Annotated in this window: 22 protein-coding genes; 16 read left to right on the forward strand and 6 right to left on the reverse strand. The window is 69.4% G+C overall.

The window, feature by feature from the left end; all coding sequences use genetic code 11:
• Positions 1–181 precede the first annotated feature (181 nt).
• The 6 genes from PZE19_RS00310 (at position 182) to PZE19_RS00335 (ending at position 6,266) form a co-directional block, all read left to right on the forward strand.
• Entirely contained in the window at positions 182–3,616 is a 3,435-nt protein-coding gene (locus PZE19_RS00310; RefSeq protein ID WP_277858582.1) for a PVC-type heme-binding CxxCH protein, read from the forward strand.
• 140 nt (positions 3,617–3,756) lie between these two features.
• Positions 3,757–4,128, forward strand: coding sequence for an ArsR/SmtB family transcription factor (locus PZE19_RS00315; RefSeq protein WP_277858583.1), 372 nt, complete (start codon positions 3,757–3,759; stop codon positions 4,126–4,128).
• Between the two features lie 2 nt (positions 4,129–4,130).
• On the forward strand, positions 4,131–4,613 hold the full coding sequence (locus PZE19_RS00320) for an SRPBCC family protein (protein ID WP_277858584.1): 483 nt from the start codon (positions 4,131–4,133) through the stop codon (positions 4,611–4,613).
• Positions 4,613–5,107: a DinB family protein gene (locus PZE19_RS00325; protein ID WP_277858585.1), complete on the forward strand. Its 495-nt coding sequence runs from the start codon at positions 4,613–4,615 to the stop codon at positions 5,105–5,107. The genes PZE19_RS00320 and PZE19_RS00325 overlap by 1 nt, the downstream gene beginning before the upstream one ends.
• Before the next feature lie 98 nt (positions 5,108–5,205).
• A complete protein-coding gene (locus PZE19_RS00330; RefSeq protein WP_277858586.1) occupies positions 5,206–5,976 on the forward strand; it encodes a DUF899 domain-containing protein in 771 nt (256 codons plus the stop codon).
• On the forward strand, positions 5,973–6,266 hold the full coding sequence (locus tag PZE19_RS00335) for a hypothetical protein (RefSeq protein ID WP_277858587.1): 294 nt from the start codon (positions 5,973–5,975) through the stop codon (positions 6,264–6,266). Before PZE19_RS00330 ends, PZE19_RS00335 begins: the two co-directional genes overlap by 4 nt.
• An 18-nt stretch (positions 6,267–6,284) precedes the next feature.
• Here the strand turns inward: PZE19_RS00335 and PZE19_RS00340 are convergent, their stop codons facing one another.
• Entirely contained in the window at positions 6,285–7,034 is a 750-nt protein-coding gene (locus PZE19_RS00340; RefSeq protein WP_277858588.1) for a haloacid dehalogenase type II, read from the reverse strand.
• Positions 7,035–7,074: 40 nt separating this feature from the next.
• Complete coding sequence (locus tag PZE19_RS00345; protein WP_277858589.1) at positions 7,075–7,506, reverse strand: VOC family protein; 432 nt, start codon at positions 7,504–7,506, stop codon at positions 7,075–7,077.
• Between the two features lie 216 nt (positions 7,507–7,722).
• Between PZE19_RS00345 and PZE19_RS00350 the strand changes: the two genes are divergently transcribed.
• Positions 7,723–8,235 (forward strand): hypothetical protein, encoded by a 513-nt coding sequence (locus tag PZE19_RS00350; protein ID WP_277858590.1) that lies wholly within the window; start codon positions 7,723–7,725, stop codon positions 8,233–8,235.
• A gap of 96 nt (positions 8,236–8,331) precedes the next feature.
• On the opposite strand, the gene PZE19_RS00355 is transcribed toward PZE19_RS00350, so the two are convergent.
• Positions 8,332–8,910, reverse strand: a complete 579-nt coding sequence (locus PZE19_RS00355) for a coiled-coil domain-containing protein (RefSeq protein WP_277858591.1) — start codon at positions 8,908–8,910, stop codon at positions 8,332–8,334.
• A gap of 184 nt (positions 8,911–9,094) precedes the next feature.
• Positions 9,095–9,913: a S1/P1 nuclease gene (locus PZE19_RS00360; RefSeq protein ID WP_277858592.1), complete on the reverse strand. Its 819-nt coding sequence runs from the start codon at positions 9,911–9,913 to the stop codon at positions 9,095–9,097.
• 216 nt (positions 9,914–10,129) lie between these two features.
• On the opposite strand from PZE19_RS00360, the gene PZE19_RS00365 reads away from it, so the two are divergent.
• The 8 genes from PZE19_RS00365 to PZE19_RS00400 all read left to right on the forward strand — a co-directional run bounded on the left by PZE19_RS00365 (position 10,130) and on the right by PZE19_RS00400 (position 16,510).
• Positions 10,130–11,602, forward strand: coding sequence for a TonB-dependent receptor (locus PZE19_RS00365; RefSeq protein ID WP_277858593.1), 1,473 nt, complete (start codon positions 10,130–10,132; stop codon positions 11,600–11,602).
• A gap of 42 nt (positions 11,603–11,644) precedes the next feature.
• On the forward strand, positions 11,645–12,460 hold the full coding sequence (locus PZE19_RS00370) for a 3-keto-disaccharide hydrolase (RefSeq protein WP_277858594.1): 816 nt from the start codon (positions 11,645–11,647) through the stop codon (positions 12,458–12,460).
• 9 nt (positions 12,461–12,469) lie between these two features.
• A complete protein-coding gene (locus PZE19_RS00375) occupies positions 12,470–13,750 on the forward strand; it encodes a Gfo/Idh/MocA family protein (RefSeq protein ID WP_277858595.1) in 1,281 nt (426 codons plus the stop codon).
• Between the two features lie 44 nt (positions 13,751–13,794).
• Positions 13,795–14,745 (forward strand): sugar phosphate isomerase/epimerase family protein, encoded by a 951-nt coding sequence (locus PZE19_RS00380; RefSeq protein WP_277858596.1) that lies wholly within the window; start codon positions 13,795–13,797, stop codon positions 14,743–14,745.
• Positions 14,746–14,826: 81 nt separating this feature from the next.
• A complete protein-coding gene (grxC, locus tag PZE19_RS00385) occupies positions 14,827–15,081 on the forward strand; it encodes a glutaredoxin 3 (protein ID WP_277858597.1) in 255 nt (84 codons plus the stop codon).
• Between the two features lie 359 nt (positions 15,082–15,440).
• On the forward strand, positions 15,441–15,917 hold the full coding sequence (locus PZE19_RS00390) for a hypothetical protein (RefSeq protein WP_277858598.1): 477 nt from the start codon (positions 15,441–15,443) through the stop codon (positions 15,915–15,917).
• 134 nt (positions 15,918–16,051) lie between these two features.
• Positions 16,052–16,258: a hypothetical protein gene (locus PZE19_RS00395; RefSeq protein WP_277858599.1), complete on the forward strand. Its 207-nt coding sequence runs from the start codon at positions 16,052–16,054 to the stop codon at positions 16,256–16,258.
• Positions 16,259–16,339: 81 nt separating this feature from the next.
• A complete protein-coding gene (locus PZE19_RS00400; protein WP_277858600.1) occupies positions 16,340–16,510 on the forward strand; it encodes a hypothetical protein in 171 nt (56 codons plus the stop codon).
• 48 nt (positions 16,511–16,558) lie between these two features.
• Here PZE19_RS00400 and PZE19_RS00405 read toward each other — a convergent pair whose 3' ends face one another.
• Positions 16,559–17,362, reverse strand: a complete 804-nt coding sequence (locus PZE19_RS00405; protein ID WP_277858601.1) for a LamG domain-containing protein — start codon at positions 17,360–17,362, stop codon at positions 16,559–16,561.
• Between the two features lie 277 nt (positions 17,363–17,639).
• Between PZE19_RS00405 and PZE19_RS00410 the strand changes: the two genes are divergently transcribed.
• Positions 17,640–17,873 (forward strand): zinc ribbon domain-containing protein, encoded by a 234-nt coding sequence (locus PZE19_RS00410; RefSeq protein WP_277858602.1) that lies wholly within the window; start codon positions 17,640–17,642, stop codon positions 17,871–17,873.
• Between the two features lie 34 nt (positions 17,874–17,907).
• Here PZE19_RS00410 and PZE19_RS00415 read toward each other — a convergent pair whose 3' ends face one another.
• Positions 17,908–19,071 (reverse strand): exo-alpha-sialidase, encoded by a 1,164-nt coding sequence (locus PZE19_RS00415; protein ID WP_277858603.1) that lies wholly within the window; start codon positions 19,069–19,071, stop codon positions 17,908–17,910.
• Between the last annotated feature and the right edge of the window lie 35 nt (positions 19,072–19,106).

A 19,106-nucleotide genomic window follows, 5' to 3' on the forward strand; every position in this document is an offset into this window, starting at 1 on the left:
GTCGCGAGCGATGAAACAGATGAAATGGATGCACGAGCCGGCCGACCGGAGGCCGGCTGACCCCTAGACGCCTCACGATCAGCTTGGGATATATGATGCTACGCGAATCTCGGCAGGGCGGGCTCGGGGCGGCGGCGTCCCGCGCGGCCTCAGGTCATCTGGACGATTACGAGGGCGATTCATGGCTCGACGCCTCGGCTCGGTCGTATCCCGCGGATTGCTCGCGGTCGTGGCGTCGTGGCTCGGTTCCGCGCGTCCCGCCGACGCGGAGGATGGCTCGGCCAAGCCGAAGGCCGCCGTCGTGATCCCTTCGCCGGAAGAGTCCTCGAAGGCCCTTCGCGTCGCGCCCGGCTTCAAGGTCGACCTGTTCGCCGCCGAGCCGATGCTGGCGAACCCGGTGGCCTTCCACGCCGACGAGAAGGGGCGGTTCTACGTCGTCGAGACCTTCCGCCACACCGACGGCGTGACCGACACCCGCGGCCACATGAACTGGCTGGTCGACGACCTGGCCGCCCGGACCGTGGCCGACCGCGTCGCCATGTACAAGAAGTACTTCTCGGCCGAGGCGTTCGCGAGGTTCGGCGTCGAAAGCGAGCGGATCCGGCTCGTCGAAGATCGCGACGGCGACGGCAAGGCCGACCACGCCACCGTCTTCGCCGAGGGCTTCAACCTCACCGAGTCCGGCATCGGGGCCGGCGTGCTGGAGCGCAAGGGGGACGTCTACTTCTCTTGCATCCCCGACCTCTGGCTGCTGAAGGATACGGACGGCGACGGCAAGGCCGACGAACGCAAGGCCCTGCACTCGGGCTACGGCGTGCACGTCGGCTTCCTCGGCCACGACCTGCACGGCCTGATCTTCGGGCCCGACGGCAAGCTGTATTTCTCGATCGGCGACCGCGGCTTCAACCTCACGACCCCGGAGGGCCGCAAGCTGGCCGTGCTCGACAGCGGCTCGATCCTGCGGTGCGAGCCCGACGGCTCGGGGCTCGAGGTCTTCGCCACCGGGCTGCGCAACCCGCAGGAGCTGGCGTTCAACGACACGGGCGACCTCTTCACCGTCGACAACAACTCCGACGGCGGCGACAAGGCGCGCTTCATCCACATCGTCGAGGGGGGCGACAGCGGCTGGCGGATCGGCTACCAGTTCATCGAGAAGCCCAACAGCCGGGGCGTGTGGAACGCCGAGAAGATGTGGACGCCCGACTTGGAGGGGAAGCCTGCCTACCAGCTCCCGCCGCTCGCCAATTTCGCCGACGGCCCGTCGGGCCTGACGCACTACCCCGGCGTCGGCCTCAACGACGGCGAGAAGGGCCGGTTCTACCTCAGCGACTTCCGCGGCAGCGCCACCACCAGCGGCGTCCGCTCGTTCGCGGCGAAGCCCAGGGGCGCCTCGTTCGAGCTGGTCGAGCCGAAGCAATTCCTCTGGGGCCTGGAGGCGACCGACTGCGACTTCGCCCCCGACGGGGCCCTCTACGTGAGCGACTGGGTCAAGGGCTGGAACAAGACCGGCAAGGGCCGCATCTGGCGCGTCTCCGACCCGGCCGCCGCGAGCGACCCCCGCGTCGCCGAGGTCAAGCGGCTGATCGCCGAGGGCTTCGACCGCCAGGCCAACGACGACCTGGCCCGGCTGCTCGCCCACCCCGACCGGCGGGTCCGCCAGGGGGCGCAGTTCGAGTTGGCCGATCGCGCCAAGCCGTCCCCTCAGCCGGCGAGCCCGGCCCAGCGGAAGCTCGCCGGGACGAGTCAGGGCGGGGAAGCGGATGCGGTCGCGACGTTGCAGCACATCGCCCGCTACGGGGGCGGGAATTACGCGCGGCTGCACGCGATCTGGGGCCTCGGCCAGGTCTTGCGGGCCTCGACCGACGACGGCCGCCGCGCGCTTTCGCCGCCGTTGATCGCCCTGATCAAAGATCCGGATCCGGAGGTTCGCGCCCAGGCCGCGAGGTCCCTCGCCGAGGCCGTGATCACGCCGGCATCCGCCCTTTTGCCGCTCCTGGAGGACGAATCGCCCCGGGTGCGGCTTCACGCCATGCTCGCCCTGGGCCGCGTCAACTCGTCGGCCGAGGTGCTCGACCCGATCCTCGCCCGGATCCGCGCCGGCGACGGCCGCGACCCCTACCTGCGGCACGCCGCGACGTCGGCCCTCGCCCACGCCGCGACGCATGGCTCGGGCGTGATCGAGAGGCTGGCCGGGCTGGCGTCGGACCCGTCGCCGGACGTGCGGATGGCCGCCTTGCTCGCCCTGCGCAAGCGGGCCGAGTCGGCCGTCGACCGGTTCCTGGACGACGCCGACCCCGCCGTGCTCCTGGAGGCCGCCCGTAGCATCGTCGAGCAGCCTGCCCTGGGCGGGGACGAGGGCAAGGTCGCGGCGCTGGCCGGTCGGACCGGCCTCGCGGAGCCGCTCTGGCGCCGCATCCTGGCCGCCTGCGAGGCCTTCGGCCGGGCGGGCGACCCGCGCGTCCTGGCGACGGTCGCCGCCCGCAAGGACGTCCCCGAGTCGATCCGGGTCGAGGCCCTCCAGATCCTCTCCCGCTGGGCGAGCCCGCCTCCGCTGCACCCGATCACGGGCCTGTACCGGGGCGAGTCGAAGCGCCCCGCCGACCCGGCCGTCGCCGCGCTCGAGATGGTGCTGCCGGGGCTACTCGCCGAATCGTCCGACCGCGTCCGCAACGCCGCCGCGACGTCCGCCGGCGCGCTGAAGGTCGCCGACGCCGGGCCGTCGCTCCGGGGCCTGGCCGCCGACGCCTCGCGGCCGGCCGACTCGCGCGTCGAGGCCCTCCGCGCGCTCGACGCCCTGAAGGACGAGAAGCTCGCCGAGGTCGTCGTCGCCGCCATGAACGATCAGGCCGGCGCGGTCCGCGTCGAGGGGCTGCGGATCCTGGCCCGCCTGGAGCCGGACCGGGCCGTCGACGCGGCCGCCGGCGTCCTCGACGGAGGTTCGATCCTGGAGAAGCAGGCGGCCTTCGCCATGCTCCGCGCGATCCCCGGCGCGAAGGCCGACGAGCTGCTCGGCCGCTGGCTGACGAAGCTCGAAGCGGGCGAGGTCGCCCCCGAGGTCCGGCTCGACCTGACCGAGGCCGCCGAGGCCCGGCCGTCCGGCGAACTGAAGGCCGCTCTGGGCCGATACGAAGCCCACCGCAACGCCCAGGACCCGCTGGCGCCCTACCGCGACGCGCTCGTGGGGGGCGACGCCGGCCGGGGGCGGCGGATCTTCCGCGAGAAGGCCGAGGTCCAGTGCCTCCGCTGCCACAAGGTCGCCGGCGACGGCGGCGAGGTCGGCCCCGAGCTGGCCGGCATCGGCCGCCGCAAGGACCGCGAGTACGTCCTGGAGTCGATCGTCCTCCCCAACAAGCAGATCGCGCAGGGGTTCGAGACCCAGGTCCTCGCCCGCACGAACGGCCAGGTCGTCGTCGGGATCGTCAAGAGCGAGGACGCGCATGAGGTCCGGCTCGTGACGCCCGAAGGCAACCTGATCGTCGTCCCGCAGGACGAGATCGAAGAGAAGACCCGCGGCGCCTCGGCGATGCCCGAAGACCTGCTCAAGCACCTCGGCAAGGCCGAGATCCGCGACCTCGTCGAGTTCCTGGCGACCACCGAGCCCTTCGGCCAGCCCTGACCGAGGGGGAAAGCCCGCCACTGCGCGGGTTTATCCCGGCGGGAATGGCGGTACGCATGACGTTCGGCTTCTTCCGAGGACTTTCCGCCCCGCCGGAACTTCTCCCTTGAAATATTCCCATTAGGGTATATGATCCCCGCATGGCACGAGCACCGACCACATCGGACGCGTTCAACGCGGTCGCCGAGCCCCGGCGGCGGCAGATCATCGAGTTCCTCGCCCGCGGCGAGCGGCCGGTGAACGACGTGGTGGAGGCGCTCGGCCTGGCCCAGCCGCAGGTCTCCAAGCACCTGCGGGTCCTGAGGGAAGTGGGGCTCGTGAGCGTGCGAGGGGCGGGGCGCGAGAGGCTCTACACGTTGAACGCCGACCGCCTCAAGCCGATCCACGACTGGGTCCGGACGTTCGAGCCGTTCTGGGACCACCAGCTCGACCGCATCAAGGAACGCGCCGAGCGCAAGGCGGCCGAGCGGCCCGCCGCGAAGGATCAACCCGATTCCAGTACGGAGGGATGAACATGTCGACGACGATCGCCGAGCAGGAAGTCCAGGTCATCTGCATCTCCCGCGAGCTCGAAATCGCCGCGCCGATCGCGATCGCCTTCGAGGCGATTTTGGAGGAGATCGGCCCCGGCGGCGAGCTGCCGGACGGCAAGCCGTTCCCCATGGTGGTCGAGCCGTGGCCGGGGGGGCGCTGGTATCGCGACCTGGGCGCGAACGCGGGCCACCTGTGGGGGCACGTGCAGGTCATCAAGCCGCCCACGCTCCTGGAGCTGTGCGGGCCGATGTTCATGTCGTTCCCGGGCGTCAATCACGTGCAGTACCGGCTGACGCCCGACGCCGACGGCGGCGGCACCCGCCTGTCGTTCACGCACCGGGCGATGGGCCCGCTCCCGGAGCCGGTCCTCAAGGGCGTCGGCACGGGCTGGGATCACGGCCTGCGGCGCATCGTCGAGATCGCCGAGCGCCTGGTCTCCGAACGTCGCGGGGGGGGCAAGTGATGCGTGCGATCGACCAGATCCGCTGGGCGCTGCGGACGACCGACGAGTCGACGGGCCGGCTCGTCGAGGACATGCGCCAGACGCCCCTGACCTCCCCGACCTCGCGGGGCGGCAATCACCCGATGTGGGTGCTCGGCCACCTCGCCGTGATCGAGGGGATGATCCCGCACACCGTGTTCGGCGAGCCCAACCCGGTCCAGCACTGGTGGCCGATCTTCGGGACCGGCTCGACCCCGACCGACGACGCGGCCGCGTACCCGCCGTTCGACGAGGTCCTCGCAACCTACCGCGGCCTCCGGGCGAAGAACCTCGCGCGGTTGGAGGAGATCGGCGAGGCCGGCCTGGACGCCGCGCCGAAGGTCGTCCCGCCCGGCTTCGAGGAGCGGATGCGGACGGTCGGCAGGACCTTCCTCCTGATCGCGCTGCACCAGATGTTCCACCTCGGCCAGCTCGCCGACGCCCGCCGCGCGGTCGGCAAGGAACCGTTCATGTGAACCGGCGGAGCGGCGGCCGGGCGACCCGCCGCGGCCGCCGCTCCGTCTCGCATCGCGGCTCGTCACTGAACTCGAACCCAGGCTCGAAGGAGGATCGCATGGCCGATCACCCCGTCGTCTCTCGCGAGGAATGGACCGCCGCACGCAAGGACCTCCTCGAGAAGGAGAAGCGCCTGACCCGTCTCCGCGACGAGCTGAGCCGCGAGCGCCGGGCCTTGCCCTGGGTCAAGGTCGAGAAGACGTACGTCTTCGAGGGGCCGAACGGCCCGGAGACGCTCGCCGACCTGTTCGCGGGCCGCAGCCAGCTGATCATCCACCATTTCATGTTCAGCCCGGACTGGGAGGAAGGCTGCGTCGGCTGCTCGTTCCAGTCCGACCACGTTGAAGGAGCCCTCGTCCATCTCGAAAACCACGACGTCAGCTTCGTCCGGGTCTCGCGGGCCCCGCTGGCCAAGCTCCAGTCTTTCAAGAAGCGCATGGGCTGGGGGACGAAGTGGGTGTCGTCGTTCGGCAGCCCCTTCAACTACGACTATCACGTGTCGTTCCCCAAGGACGCCCCGGAGGGCGGCGAGGCCACTTACAATTACGCGCCGATGACGGGCGGGATGGAGGAGCTTCCCGGCCTGAGCGTGTTCGTCAAGGACGGGGCGGGTGACGTCTTCCACACCTACTCGTGCTTCGCGCGTGGCGACGAGGGGGCGGTCGGCGCCTACTTCTACATGGACCTCACGCCCAAGGGCCGCGACGAGACGGGCCCCCATCGCAACCTGATGGATTGGGTGCGGCACCACGACCGGTACGACGAGGGCTTCGTCGACGCGACGAGCCTGTACCGGACCGGCAAGCTCGTCTACGAGTCCCGGCCGTGAGTGCGGGCGGTTGCTGCGAGGCCGCCCGACCCGATCCGCCTCGCCGGTCGTCGATCGCCCGGTCCGCCGGCCTGGGCGTGGGCTGGCTGGCGCCCGGGGCCGTCCTCGCCCTGACGCCGAAATGCCCGGCCTGCCTGGCTGCGTACGTCGCCGTCGTGACCGGGCTCGCGCTGCCGGTCTCGGCCGCATCGTGGTTGCGCGCGACGCTCGTCGTCCTCTGCGTCGCGGCGCTGTCGTGTTCGGGAGCGCGGCTGCTAGGCCGCCTCCTGGTCCGACGCGCCGCCGGATGAGCGTCCCTGCGAGGGGCTTCAGCGTCGACCCAGCACAAGGTCCAGCAGCCCCTCCAGGTTGTTCGAGGTCGCGTCGGCCACGATGCCGAGTTCTTCCGTGGGCAGGTCGAAACGGTTCACCCAGTAGGTCGTGTAGCCGAAATGCCTCGCGCCGTAGGCGTCCCACCCGCCGAACGCGGCGAAGAGGATTTCCTCTTTCTTGAGCTTCAGCCGCTCCATGCCCAGGGCGTAGGCGCGGGGGTCGGGCTTGTAGGTGCCGTTGACCTCGGTGCTCAGCAGCTCGTCGAACAGGTCGGTGATGCCCGCGTGGTCGGCGTTCGCCTTCAGCATCTTCGGGCTGAAATTCGCGATGGTGATGATGCGGACCCCGGAGGCCCTCAGCTTGCGCAGGGCGGCCGCGGCGTCGGGCCAGGGCTTCAGGTCGAGGTAGGCGTCGAGGAGCCGGCTCCGCTTCTCGGGCGTCAGGTCGAGCTTCATGGCCTCGGCCGTATACACGAGCGCGTCTTCGGTGACCTTGAAGAAATCGGCGTGGCGATGGGTGATCGACCGCAAGAAGCCGTACTCGAATTGCTTGGCCCGCCAGGCCTTCGTGAACTCGGCCCCCTTGCCCGGGAAGGCCTCCTCGACCGCGGGGACCACCGAGTTGGCGTTGAAGATGACGAAGTAATCGAAGGCGACCGCCTTGAACCGCGGCGCGGGCGCGTCCTGCGCAGAGCATGGGAGGCACGCGGCGAGCACGATGGCGCACGGTAGGATCTTGCCGTTCAACTCAGGTCCTCCAAACATCGTCCATCCGGATCCGGACGCATTATAACCCGACCGATCGGCCCGCAAAGAGCCCGTGGCCCAGCTGCAGGAACTCGATCGTGTTGCCGTCCGGGTCGCGCACGAACAGCGAGCCGACGCCGAAGTCGAGCGGGTCGTCGGGCGCCGCGACGTCGCGCTCGCGGCCGTCGAAGTCGAACTGGGAAACGCGAATCCCCTCGTTGAGAAGCAGCCTGAGCGTCGCGCGCAGGTCGGCGACCTGGAGGGCGACGTGGCGGAACCGGTGGTGCTGGGGTTCATCCTCGCCGCTGGCGAGCGGGATGAGGTGGATCGCGATCGCCCCGTTCAACCGCAGCCACGACGGCCGCGAGGGGACGCGTTCCAGCCCCAAGGCGTCGACGTAGAACCGCTCGGCGACCGCCCTGTCCTTCACGACCAGCCCCACGTGGTGGATCGCCTCGACCTCGAGTTTCATCGCAAGCTCCCGATCGCGACAGCAAAGTTTCCGCCTCGCCGCCCTGGGCTACCTGCGCACGACCATCTCCGGGGGACATCCGATAACGAAGACATTCGTCGATATTTTTCTCGGATCGGCCTCAAGTGTTGGCAACGGAATTGCGTAAAGAAACGAGCGATCGGTCCGGCGGCTCCGCCGGGCTCAACCCAGGTTTCCACCTCTCCGAGGATGATCATGGCCGACTCGCGCAATCCCGAGAAGAGCGTCGACGTTCCTCCCCACGGCGATCGCAATCCCGATCCCATCACCGACGCCCCGGGCTCGCATCCCGTCGAAACCGGCATCGGCGCGGCCGTCGCCGGCGTGGCGTCGGGTGCGGCGATCGGTTCCGTCGCCGGCCCCGTCGGCACGGCGGTCGGCGCGGCCCTTGGTGCCGTCGCGGGCGGACTCGCCGGCAAGGGCATCGGCGAGCTGATCGACCCGACCACCCAGGACAACTGGCTCCGCGACAACTACAGCTCGCGTCCCTACGTCCGCGAAGGCGACACCTTCGAGACCCACGCGCCCGCCTACCGCTACGGCGCCACCGCCGAGTCGCAGTTCGGCGAAGGCCGCTTCGACGCGATCGAAGACGACCTGAAGAGCGGCTGGGACGGCGACATGGAATGGGACGCCGCCCGCGACGCCGTCCGGGACGGCTACGACCGCAGCGCCCAGATCCGCAAGCAGCGCGGCGCGGGGATCTGACGTCCCCGTCCAGCCGACCGCTCCATCACCAACACCAACACGCCGCCTCGTCGGAGGATCTCCGACCGGGCGGCGTTTTCGCGCTTTGGGGGTTCGTCAGGGTTTCAGGCCCGGGATCTTCCGGATCACCTGATCGACGACCTCCAATTTCCTGTTGGCTTCGCCGAGCGTCGCCGTCGAACGTTCGATCGACTGGTTGGCCGTGCCGATCATCTTGTTCGAGTTGGTGATCAGCTCATTCGAGCCGGTGATCAGCGCGTTGGAGTTGGTGATCAGGCCGTTGGAGTTCGCGATCGAGCCGTTCGACTTCTCGATGAGCGCATTCGAGTTCGCGATCGAGCCGTTGGACTTCTCAATCAGCGCGTTGGAGTTGGCGATCGAGCTGTTCGACTTCTCGATCAGCACGTTCGAGTTCTCGATCGAGCCGTTCGATTTGACGATCGTCGCGTTGGAGCGGTCGATCGTCTGGTTGGCCGTGCGGATCATGTCGTTCGACTGGACGATCGTCTGGTTGGCGACGTCGATCCGCTGATTCGCCTCGGCGATCCGCTGGTTGGCCTCGGCGAGCTGGGCGTTGGCGATCCCGAGCCGTTCCAGGGCCAGGTCGACGCGCTCGATGAGCGAGCATCCGGTGCTGAGGGTCAGGACGAATGCGGCGGCGAGGCGGTATTTCACGACGATCCTCCGTGGTCGGCGACGCAACTTCCCTTCCGGCTGACGGCCCTCGGAACTTTATCACACGCCCGAACCGGCGGGCCGTTTTGAAGCGGCGTCGTCGGGGCCAGGCGCCCGACCCGATCTTGGGGTCGGATTCTCCTGATTTTGACGGGGGCGGCGGCGGGTCGTCGCTCGATCTCGGTCACTTCTCGAACGTCTCGTTCAGCACGCGGGCGAGCCGGACCCCGGCCCGGAAGAGCTGCCGGCGCACCACCGGCAGGTTCGCCTCGAGGTAGGCGTCGGAGAGCTTGCGTCCGGACTTGATCCGCTCGCTCGACCCCGGGGCCAGGTAGGCGGCCCGCGCGGCGAGGAGGCTCTCGGTGGCCCAGTCCTCCACGGTCCCGCCGGCCGCCGTCTCGGCGTCGCCTTCGGTCGCCATCTTCGCGAGCCAGGAATCCTCGTTCCCACCACCTTGCTCGATGATTCCCGAATCCCAGACCCGGTGCATGTTCGAGCCCCGGTCGAAGAACTGGACCTGGGTCGTATTCCCCCCCTTGTCGGAGTTGTCGCCGACGTGGAGCGGCATGTGCAGGTCCTCGATCAGGTGGAGGACGAACCGGAGGGCGAAGCGACGGTCCTCGACCGAACGCGCGGGATCTTTCAGGGTCGCGAGGTTCTCGTGGATCTTGTCGACGAGGCACCCCTTGGCGGGGTCGTCGCCCGAGAATCGAGGGTCGTACCGGGGCTCGTCGAGGGGCACGTCGACGTAATGCCAGGATTTCGTCCTCGGGAGCTGGTCCCGGTTCCGGTCCGCCCAGGTGGAGGCGTCGGCGAGCGTCTCGCCCGGTTCGAGCAGGGCGGCGACGGCGGCCTTCGCCTTGGGGGACAGGCGGGCCTCGGCGAACCGGCCCACGACGCGGTGCCCGATCGGGCCCCACGCCCAGGCCTGCGGAACCGCCTGATGAAAGGCCATGAGCACGGCCAGCAGCGTGACGAGGCGAGGCCTGCGGACGGTCGTCATCGAAGTCTCCAGAGGGATCGACGTTCGGTCGGGGCGGTCGGGCCTCTCGATTCGACCCCATCGGCGAGAGGCGTGTCAAATCCAACGCTCCCGAGGCCGTCGCCCGGCGGGTCGCCGGCTTCCGGGGACGCATCGGAGTCGTCGGGCGTCGGGTCCTGATACAATGCTCGCTTCGCCCGAACGGGCAGGGGGGCGTCGAGAAGGATGGAGGCGAGCTTGGAACCGAAGACCGACCGCAAGAATTTGGTCACCCAGCAGAAGGCCCTGGCCATCAACCTGGACCCCCGCAAGTACGGGACGTTCGCCGAGATCGGCGCCGGCCAGGAGGTCGTACGCTGGTTCTTCCAGGTCGGCGGCGCGGCCGGGACGATCGCCAAGAGCATCTCGGCCTACGACATGACGGTCAGCGACGCCATCTACGGACCTTCGTCGCGCTACGTCTCGCGCGACCGGCTGCAGACGATGCTCGACTACGAGTACGCGCTCCTGCAGGAACGCCTCCAGGGCAAGCGCGGGGCCGACACCGACTTCTTCGTCTTCGCCGATACGGTCTCCGCCCGCAACTTCCAGGGCACGAACGAGTGCCACGGCTGGATGGGCATCAAGTACCAGGCGACGCCGGGCGCCGAGCCGTGCCAGATCGTCGTCCACGTCCGCATGCTCGACAAGGACAACGTCTCCCAGCAGCAGGCCCTCGGCATCATCGGCGTCAACCTGATCTACGCCGCGCTCTACCATTTCCGGGTCCCCGACGACCTGATGAACACCCTGATCGACGACCTCAACGCCGAGCGCATCGAGGTCGACATGATCAAGTTCTCCGGGCCCGAGTTCCGGACGATCGACCATCGCCTGATGAGCCTGAAGCTCGTCCAGCTCGAGCTGAGCGACGCGGCGATGTTCGCGGCCGACGGCGAGGTCTTGCAGCCGTCCGAGGTCCTCTACAAGAAGCCGATCCTGGTGGAGCGGGGCTCCTTCCGCCCGGTCACGCACGTCAACCTGGACATGCTCCAGACCTCGCGCCAGCAGTTCCTGAACCATGTCGCCGCACGCCAGGGGGGGGCGGCCGAGCCGGAAGTCGTCTCGCTGATGGAGCTGACCATGCGCAACCTGCGCGCGGCCGGCGGCGAGAACGGCGACATCGATTACGACGACTTCCTCGCCCGCGCCGACGTCCTGGCGGCGACGGGGGCGACCGTCCTGATCTCGGATTACTTCGAGTACTATCGGCTGGCGTCGTACCTCCGCCGCTACACCAAGTCGCCGATCGGCATCACGATGGGCATCCCCAGCCTGATCGACCTGTTCGACGAGAAGTACTACGATCACCTCGAAGGGGGCATCCTGGAGTCGTTCGGCAGGCTCTTCCGGAACGACCTGAAGCTCTTCGTCTATCCACTGCTCGACGCGACGACCCGGCAGCTCGTCACCGTCCAGAAGCTCAAGGTCGCGCCGAGCCTCCAGGGGCTGTACGACCACCTCGCCGAGAACGGCTACATCGAGAGCATCGACTTCTACAACAAGGACTACCTGCGGATCTTCTCGCGCGACGTCCTGCGGAAGATCACCGACGACGACCCCTCGTGGGAGGCGATGGTGCCGCCGACCGTCGCGAGCCTCATCAAGGAACGCCGGCTCTTCGGCTATCACCCGCTCGAACAGCCCCGGACCGAGGGCGGCGCGTCCTGAACCCGGCGGTCGAACGGGCGCCCATCCGCATCGGAGCAAATCATGGCGTGGCGGCGAACGATCCTCGGCCTGGCGAGCTTCCTCGGGCTCGTCGCGAGCGGGCTGTGCGGCGACGGCCCGGCCGAGCCGGTTCGGCCCGTCGACATGGTCCCGCTTTTCAACGGCCGAGACCTGTCCGGCCTGTCGACCTGGCTGAAGGACGCGGGGCGGGCCGACCCGCGCCGCGTCTTCCGGGTCGAGGACGGGGTCCTGCACATCTCCGGCGACGGCTTCGGGTACGTCGGGACGCGGGAGGCCTATCGCGACTATCAACTCACGGTCGAATACCGGTGGGGCGCGAGGACCGACGGCGGGACGTCCGTCCGCAACTCGGGCGTCCTGCTGCACGCGAACGGCCCCGACGGCGGCGCGGGGGGCGTCTGGATGTCGTCCGTCGAGTGCCAGCTCGCCCAGGGATGCGTCGGCGACCTGATCGTGATCCGCGGCGAGGACGCGGGCGGGGCCGTCGCGTCGGTGCGGCTCACGAGCGACGTCGTCATCGGGCCCGACGGCAAGCCGCGATGGAAGCCCGGAGGGACGCCCCGGACCTTCACCTCGGGGCAGCTCTGGTGGTCGCGGCACGACCCGGAATTCCGCGAGCTGCTCGACACTCGGGGCCGCGAGGACGTCGAGAGTCCCCTGGGCGAGTGGACGCGGGTCGAATGCGAGTGCGACGGGAGCCGGATCGCCGTGAGGGTGAATGGCGCGGCCGTCGACGCCTGCTATGATGTCGTGCCTTCGAGCGGCCGGATCCTGCTCCAGACTGAGGGATTCGAGCTGTTCGTGCGCAAGTTCGAGATCCGCCCCCTGACGAAGTAGGAGTGGACGATGCGCGAGGCCCCCTCACGTCGGCGGTTCCTCCAGGCCTCGGCCTCGGTCGGGGCCCTGGGCTCCCTGGCGAACGCCCACGCCGCCGGCGACGACCGCCTGCGGGTCGGCCTGATCGGCTGCGGCGACCGCGGCACCGGGGCCGCCGCCCAGGCGCTCCAGGCCGATCCGGGCGCCCGACTCGTGGCGATGGCCGACGCCTTCGCGGATCGCATCGAGTCGAGCCTCTCCACGCTCCAGGCGGACGAGAAGGTCGGCCCCAAGCTCGACGTCCCGCCGGAACGGCGGTTCGCGGGCTTCGACGCTTACCGCAAGCTTCTCGACAGCGGCGTCGACGTGGTCCTGCTCTGCACGACCCCGCACTTCCGCCCCATCCACCTGCGGGCCGCCGTGGAGGCCGGCAAGCACGTGTTCGCCGAGAAACCCGTCGCCGTCGACGGCCCCGGCGTCCGCTCGGTCCTGGAGTCGTGCGCCCTCGCCGAGCGCAAGGGGCTGTCGATCGTCTCGGGCCTCTGCCTCCGCTACGACGACGGCTTCCGCGAGACGGTCCGCCGCATCCACGAGGGGGCCGTCGGCGAGGTCGTCGCCCTGTTCGCGAACGATTACCGCAGCGGCCGATGGGCCAAGCCCAGGCAGCCGGGCTGGTCCGAGATGACCTACCAGATGCGCAACTGGTACAACTTCACCTGGCTCTCGGGCGATTTCAACGTCGAGCAGCACGTCCACTGCCTCGACGTCTGCGCCTGGCTGATGAAGGGGCGGTATCCCGCGAAGGCCGTCGGCCTGGGGGGCCGGCAAGTACTGACCGGGCCCGAATACGGCGACGTCTTCGATCACTTCTCGGTCGTTTACGAGTACGACGACGGCGTTCGGCTCGTCAGCAACTGCCGCCAGCAGCCCGGCACGAAGGGCGACATCAGCGTGCACGCCCTGGGCACGCGCGGTCGGGCCGAGCTGTCGGAGCGTCGCAAGGGGCTGGCCATCCGGCCGACCTCGGGCGCGGCGTGGGCGTTCGACGGGCCGCCGAATTTAATGTACCAGACCGAGCACGACGAGTTCTTCGCGAGCATCCGCCGCGGCAAGCCCATCAACAACGGCGACTACATGGCGCGCAGCACCCTGCTGGCGATCATGGGCCGGATGGCCGCGTACACCGGCCAGGAGATCACCTGGGACATGGCCCTGAACTCGCGAGACGACCTCAGCCCCGGCCGCTACGATTGGGACGCCGCGCCGCCCGCCTCGCGGATCGCCATCCCCGGCCAGACGGAGTTCTCCTGAGGCGACCCGGCGTGCCGCGCTCGACCACCCCCGGAGCCCTGCCGATGTCATGCGTCCCCGACGACCTCGACCGCCGCGCCTGGCTCCGCGCCGCGGGGGCCGGCCTGGCGACGCTCGCCGCGGCGCCTCGCGCGGGCGCCGCGCGTCGCGACGAGCCGCACGGAGAGCCGACCCGGTTCCGCATCGCCTGCATGACGCTGCCCTACGCCCGGTTCCCGCTCGGACGGGCGCTGACGGGGGTCAAGGCCGCCGGCTACGAGTACGTCGCCTGGGGCGTCACGCACGACGAGGGGAACGGCGAGCCGACGCCGGTCCTCGCCGCGGAAGCCCCGCCCGCTAGGGCGAAGGAGCTGGGCGACCGCTGTCGCGACCTGGGCCTGGTCCCCGTCATGATGTTCTCGGGGATCTATCCCGAGGCGCCGAAGTCCGTCGAGGTCTTCACCTCGCGCATCCGCCAGGCGGCGGCCGCGGGGATTCCGCAGGTGCTGACCTTCGGCCACACCGCGGGGGGCGACCGCAAGCTCTGGGTCGAGCGGTTCAAGGCGCTGGGGCCGATCGCGCGCGACCACGAGGTGACGATCGTCGTCAAGCAGCACGGCGGGGAGACCGGGACGGGCACCGCCTGCGCCCAGATCGTCCGCGAGGTCGCCGACGACGGGGTGAAGGTCAACTACGACGCCGGCAACGTGATGGACTACCTCGACGTCGACCCGATCGCCGACCTGAAAGCGTGCGCCGGGGAGGTCCGCAGCTTCTGCATCAAGGACCATCGCAACTTCCCGAGGGACGAGGACTGCGGTCCCGGGTTCGGCGAGATCGACCATTACAAGCTGCTGCACGCCGTCGCCTTCACCGGCGGGGCGATGCCGCTCTGCTGCGAGAACATCTCGGCCCCGTTGCTCCCGCCCCCGACGCGGCCGGAGGAGGTCGACGCCCTCGCGCGTCGGGCCCGCGAATTCCTCGAGGTCGTGATCCGGGGCCTGACGAGCCTCTGACGAATGCGGTTCGTCGCCCACGTGGGTCGCGGCGTCCCGGTCGCCCGCCGCGCGGCATTCGGTTTGCAGTCATCCACTGCCATGAAACACGTCGTCATCTACACCAAGAGTTGGTGCGGCTACTGCACACGCGCCAAGATCTTGCTCGCCCGCAAGGGGGCGTCGTTCGAGGAGATCGAGATCTCGGGCGACCCCTCGCTCCGCGACGAGATGGTGCAGAAGGCCCACGGGCAGACGACCGTGCCGCAGATCTTCATCGGCGGCGCGCACATCGGCGGGTGCGACGACCTGCATACGCTGGAGCGCGAGGGGAAGCTGGACGCCCTGCTGGGATGATTCGCCGGCAGGGCCCCCGCCGAGGATCAACCGCGCCAGATGGCCCAGCCCACGAGACAGGCGATCCCCAGCATGACGGCCGTGAGGAAGAGCGAGCTGCTCATGAACTTCGTGACGGAATCCAGGGGATGCGCGGCGGTTTTCACGGGAATTCTCATCTGCGGCGACGCCGCGTCGGAAGTGTCGATCACCTGATGGGATTCTATCCCCGAAAACAGCGATCCAAGCATCCAAAATTTTGGATTTGCAAAAATGACAAATGCTTCGGCCGAGAGGGCCTGCGCGTCGCGTCCCCGGTCGACGTGTCGCTTGTCTCTCATCGAAGGGACGCGAACTTCCCAGGTCTGGAGGCTTTCGAGATGAACGAGGGCGAACCCCGCTTGCGGAACGCCTTGCTGTGCGGCCTGGCCGGAGCCACGGCGTTGACGCTCCTCCACGAGACGGTCCGTCGCGTCCGCGCCGACGCCCCCAGGATGGACGCGCTCGGCCGACGGGCGATCGCCTCGGGCCTGGAGGCGGTCGGGCTCGAAGCCCCGCCGGAAGATCGGCTGCAGGCCGCGGCCCTGGGCGGCGACCTGGTGAGCAACACGCTGTACTATTCTCTGGTCGGGATGGGACGTCCTTCGCTCGCCCGCGGGGCGGCCCTCGGCGCCGCGGCCGGACTCGGGGCCGTGGTGCTGCCCCCGCTCATGGGCCTGGGGAGCCGGCCGGGCGCCCGCACGCCGCAGACGGCCGCCATGACGTTCTGCTGGTACCTCGTCGGCGGTCTGGTCGCGGCTGCGGCCCACCGCGGGCTGGCTCCTCCTCGCGTCCACCCCGCGCCTTCTCGACCTTGAGTCGGCCTGCAACGACGATCGGCGCCGACGTCCGCGGGCGGATGCCGACTGCGGGCGCCGCTCTCACTCGACGGTCGCCATTGTCGAGATGGGTCCGACGAATCCCGGCCTGGGCGGCGATAAGAGTCGCCGCGATGGGAGCGGTCATCCTTCGCGGGCGGGAACGGCGCTGGTGGGCGGGATTCGCGTTCCTCGGCTCCGGCTACCTAATGCTGGCGTCCGCGCCCTGGTTCGCGGACGAGTTCGGTTCCAGGCTCATCACCACGAAGGTCCTCATGTCGTTCTACAACGGATTCCTCGCGCCGTCGCCGGTGTTCCGCCAGCCTCCGATCCTCTGGTGACAGCACCAGGATGGCCCTCAAGGCCGTGGAGCGGTCGAGGGCCGAGGGCGGCAGCCCGGCGACCCGCAACTCGACACCGAGATGCGGATCCTGATGAACCTGGATTCGCAACTGAGCGGGACCGAGGACCGTGGCGCGTTCTACCGCGTCGGACACTCTCCTCTCGTCGCCCTGGCGGCGGGCCTGCTCGGCGGGACGGTCGCCGCGTGGTTCTATACGAAACGGGGGCCCGCGGCGGGCGAACCCTCGTGATCGGAGCCGAGCAGCAATGAGCGTCGACGTGGCGTCGAACGGATCGGGTCATCTTCGTCGGCGGGTCCGAGAGCCGAGCCAGCCCAGGCCGATGGCGCCCAGCACGATCGACGAGGGCTCGGGGACGACTCCCGCGCGGTAGTGGGCCTGGATCTGATCGCCCGACAGGGCCGAACCGTAGAGCGCCACCTCGTCGATGATCCCGTTGAACCGGTTTACGCCGTTGCTGTCGGCGCCGATATGGACGGGACCGGAGAAGGGGAACGAGGACGAATACGCCGCCGAGCCGACGAGGATTCCGTCCACATACCCGTTCGCGGTGCCGAGGCCGTCGGAGGTGAAGACGATGTAATGGGCCCGGGAGTCGAGGAACGAGAAGTTGACAGACGCGTTGACGCTGCCGAAGAGGATCATGCTCGAGTCGTTGATCCCGAGGCCGTAACCGTCGGGAGTACCGGCGCCGACGTTGTCGAAGATCCGACTATTGAAAGGCGTCGGCCCGTCGAACTTGACCCATGCCTCGATCGTGAAAGGTTGGTCGACGAAGTCGTAGAGGCTGGAATGGGCGATCGTCACGCCCGAGACGCCCCCGAAGTCGACGGCGGTGTTCGGGTCGTCGATCAACCCCGCGACGCCGAGCACCGGGGAGCCGAAGTAGGCCCCGTCGTTCGCCGTCGTCGACGAGTCCAGGGCCGTGGTCGACCCGGGGGCGTCGCCGAGCCGCCAGTAGCCCACCGGCGAGTTCGCGAGCACGGTCGTCGCATAGTCGGCGCGGGCCGCAGCCTGGTCGGTGGCGAATGCGGCGAGGATTGCCGCCAGGGCCGTAAGGCGTCGATGAGTCGTGCTGAGCATGGAAGGCCCGCCTGGGTTTCGAGAGGTGGAAACGAACTCGGCGGATCGCCTCGCCGGGTCGAGACTGATGGTACTCGGGATGTCGATCGGCGTAAAGGTTACGGTGATGAACTGTTTAGATGTAAACTGATGTCGATCGGCAGTGTCGTTGAACAAGATCGAGCGTTATGCCGTTGGTCGTTTAAGATCATCCACTTCGCCCCGTCAAATCGGGCGAGACGGACCGGTAGGCCGCCTCCGGCAGGTTGGAGCCGCGACCTTCGTTCAGGAGTCCAACATGGCCTATCGATGCCCCGCCTGCGGCCGCGCCATCCTGAGCCGGAGGAACAAGCTGTGCGGCTTCTGCGGGGAGCCGTTGCCGGCGGAATCGCTCTTCACCACGGCCGAGGTCGAGGCGATCGAGGCCGCCGAACGCGAGCGGGCGCTCGCCCGGAAGCTCAGGGAGGAAGGGCGCGCGAAGGCGGCCGCAAAACGCGAGGCGGAGTTCGGCGGGGGCTCTTCCGGCGGCTGAAATGCGGGGCCGCTTCCATCCTGCGCGACACGGTTCAGGGCTTCCAGATCGTCGCCGCGAGGTAGCGATCGGGGCCGGTGCGGTCGTGATAGTAGTAGACGACGACCACCGAGCCGTCCTTGCGGACGACGGCCCGGGGATAGCCGAGGTCCCGGCCCCCGCCGTCGTCGCGGAGGATGATCGCCTCGCCCCAGCTCCGCCCGGCGTCGCCGCTGAGCCGGGCCCGCATGCCGAACGGCGCCGCGCGATAGCCGTAGATCAGGCACAATCGGCCGTCCGGAAGGTGCAGCAGGGCCGGGGGGTTCCCCTCGCCGGCGTCGGGCTCGGGCCGGCCCAGGAGGCTCCAGCTGCGGCCGCCGTCGTGGGACGCGAAGGCCTCGATCCAGCTATGGGGCGGGTCCGCGCGGCGGATCGTCGTGACGAGGTCGTCGGGCCCGAGCGCGATGGTCGAGGGCATGATCGCATAGCCCGGCGGCTCCGGGCCGATGTATGCGAGGAAACGCCAGCTCAGGCCGCCGTCGGTCGTCTCGGCGCAGAACGGACGGCCGTCCTTCGCGTTCGCTTTCGAGGCCGTGAGGAACAGGCGGCACTCCGACGGTCCGCCGACGAGGTAGTCGGTGCGGGCCATGACGCCGACCTGGCCCATGAGCGGTAAGCGATACGGCCCGCTCCAGGCATGGCCGCGATCCGTGCTGAAGTACAGCCGCGAGGCTCCCGCGTTCGAATCCTCCATCCGGAGGGTCATCGCGAAGTCCGGGCGGGTCAGCGGGAGCGGCGTGGTCAGCGGGGCGGGATCGGGCTCGCCGGGCCCTGCGGGGAGCAGGCCGTGCCGCATGCCGGCCGCGCCGGTCTGAACGCCCGCCGGCAGGGGACGCTCGACCTTCCACGTCGCGCCGCCGTCGAGGCTGCGGGCCAGGAGGTGCTCCTCGGGCCTCTCTTTATCGATGTGGTGGTACGGCCCGCGATCCTTGTACCAGCCCCGGCTGAAGCCGACGAGGATCTCGTCGCCCCAGCTCCAGATCCCGTGGTTCGCCGGCCAGCCCGCGAACCGACCGCGCTCGGCGTAGACGACGACGTTGTGGATCTCGCGGGGAGGTTCCGCCCGCGAGGACGGGCCGACGCCCGCGAGCCAGGCGGCGAGGAACGACGCCAGGGCACGAACGGCAGGAATCGATCGCCGCTTCGGAACGTCGTTCATCACGCTGGCGAGCCCCCCGGTCGAATCGTCCACAG

It is taken from the genome of Paludisphaera mucosa, assembly GCF_029589435.1.
GTDB classification, from domain to species: Bacteria; Planctomycetota; Planctomycetia; order Isosphaerales; family Isosphaeraceae; genus Paludisphaera; species Paludisphaera mucosa.

Excerpts from the sequence above, each read along its gene's own strand:
- PZE19_RS00310 (WP_277858582.1), top strand. The coding sequence starts at position 182 with ATGGCTCGACGCCTCGGCTCGGTCGTATCCCGCGGATTGCTCGCGGTC.
- PZE19_RS00315 (WP_277858583.1), top strand. The coding sequence starts at position 3,757 with ATGGCACGAGCACCGACCACATCGGACGCGTTCAACGCGGTCGCCGAG.
- PZE19_RS00320 (WP_277858584.1), top strand. The coding sequence starts at position 4,131 with ATGTCGACGACGATCGCCGAGCAGGAAGTCCAGGTCATCTGCATCTCC.
- PZE19_RS00325 (WP_277858585.1), top strand. The coding sequence starts at position 4,613 with ATGCGTGCGATCGACCAGATCCGCTGGGCGCTGCGGACGACCGACGAG.
- PZE19_RS00330 (WP_277858586.1), top strand. The coding sequence starts at position 5,206 with ATGGCCGATCACCCCGTCGTCTCTCGCGAGGAATGGACCGCCGCACGC.
- PZE19_RS00345 (WP_277858589.1), bottom strand. The coding sequence starts at position 7,506 with ATGAAACTCGAGGTCGAGGCGATCCACCACGTGGGGCTGGTCGTGAAG.
- PZE19_RS00350 (WP_277858590.1), top strand. The coding sequence starts at position 7,723 with ATGGCCGACTCGCGCAATCCCGAGAAGAGCGTCGACGTTCCTCCCCAC.
- PZE19_RS00360 (WP_277858592.1), bottom strand. The coding sequence starts at position 9,913 with ATGACGACCGTCCGCAGGCCTCGCCTCGTCACGCTGCTGGCCGTGCTC.
- PZE19_RS00370 (WP_277858594.1), top strand. The coding sequence starts at position 11,645 with ATGGCGTGGCGGCGAACGATCCTCGGCCTGGCGAGCTTCCTCGGGCTC.
- PZE19_RS00375 (WP_277858595.1), top strand. The coding sequence starts at position 12,470 with ATGCGCGAGGCCCCCTCACGTCGGCGGTTCCTCCAGGCCTCGGCCTCG.
- PZE19_RS00380 (WP_277858596.1), top strand. The coding sequence starts at position 13,795 with ATGTCATGCGTCCCCGACGACCTCGACCGCCGCGCCTGGCTCCGCGCC.
- grxC (WP_277858597.1), top strand. The coding sequence starts at position 14,827 with ATGAAACACGTCGTCATCTACACCAAGAGTTGGTGCGGCTACTGCACA.
- PZE19_RS00390 (WP_277858598.1), top strand. The coding sequence starts at position 15,441 with ATGAACGAGGGCGAACCCCGCTTGCGGAACGCCTTGCTGTGCGGCCTG.
- PZE19_RS00395 (WP_277858599.1), top strand. The coding sequence starts at position 16,052 with ATGGGAGCGGTCATCCTTCGCGGGCGGGAACGGCGCTGGTGGGCGGGA.
- PZE19_RS00400 (WP_277858600.1), top strand. The coding sequence starts at position 16,340 with ATGCGGATCCTGATGAACCTGGATTCGCAACTGAGCGGGACCGAGGAC.
- PZE19_RS00405 (WP_277858601.1), bottom strand. The coding sequence starts at position 17,362 with ATGCTCAGCACGACTCATCGACGCCTTACGGCCCTGGCGGCAATCCTC.
- PZE19_RS00410 (WP_277858602.1), top strand. The coding sequence starts at position 17,640 with ATGGCCTATCGATGCCCCGCCTGCGGCCGCGCCATCCTGAGCCGGAGG.
- PZE19_RS00415 (WP_277858603.1), bottom strand. The coding sequence starts at position 19,071 with ATGAACGACGTTCCGAAGCGGCGATCGATTCCTGCCGTTCGTGCCCTG.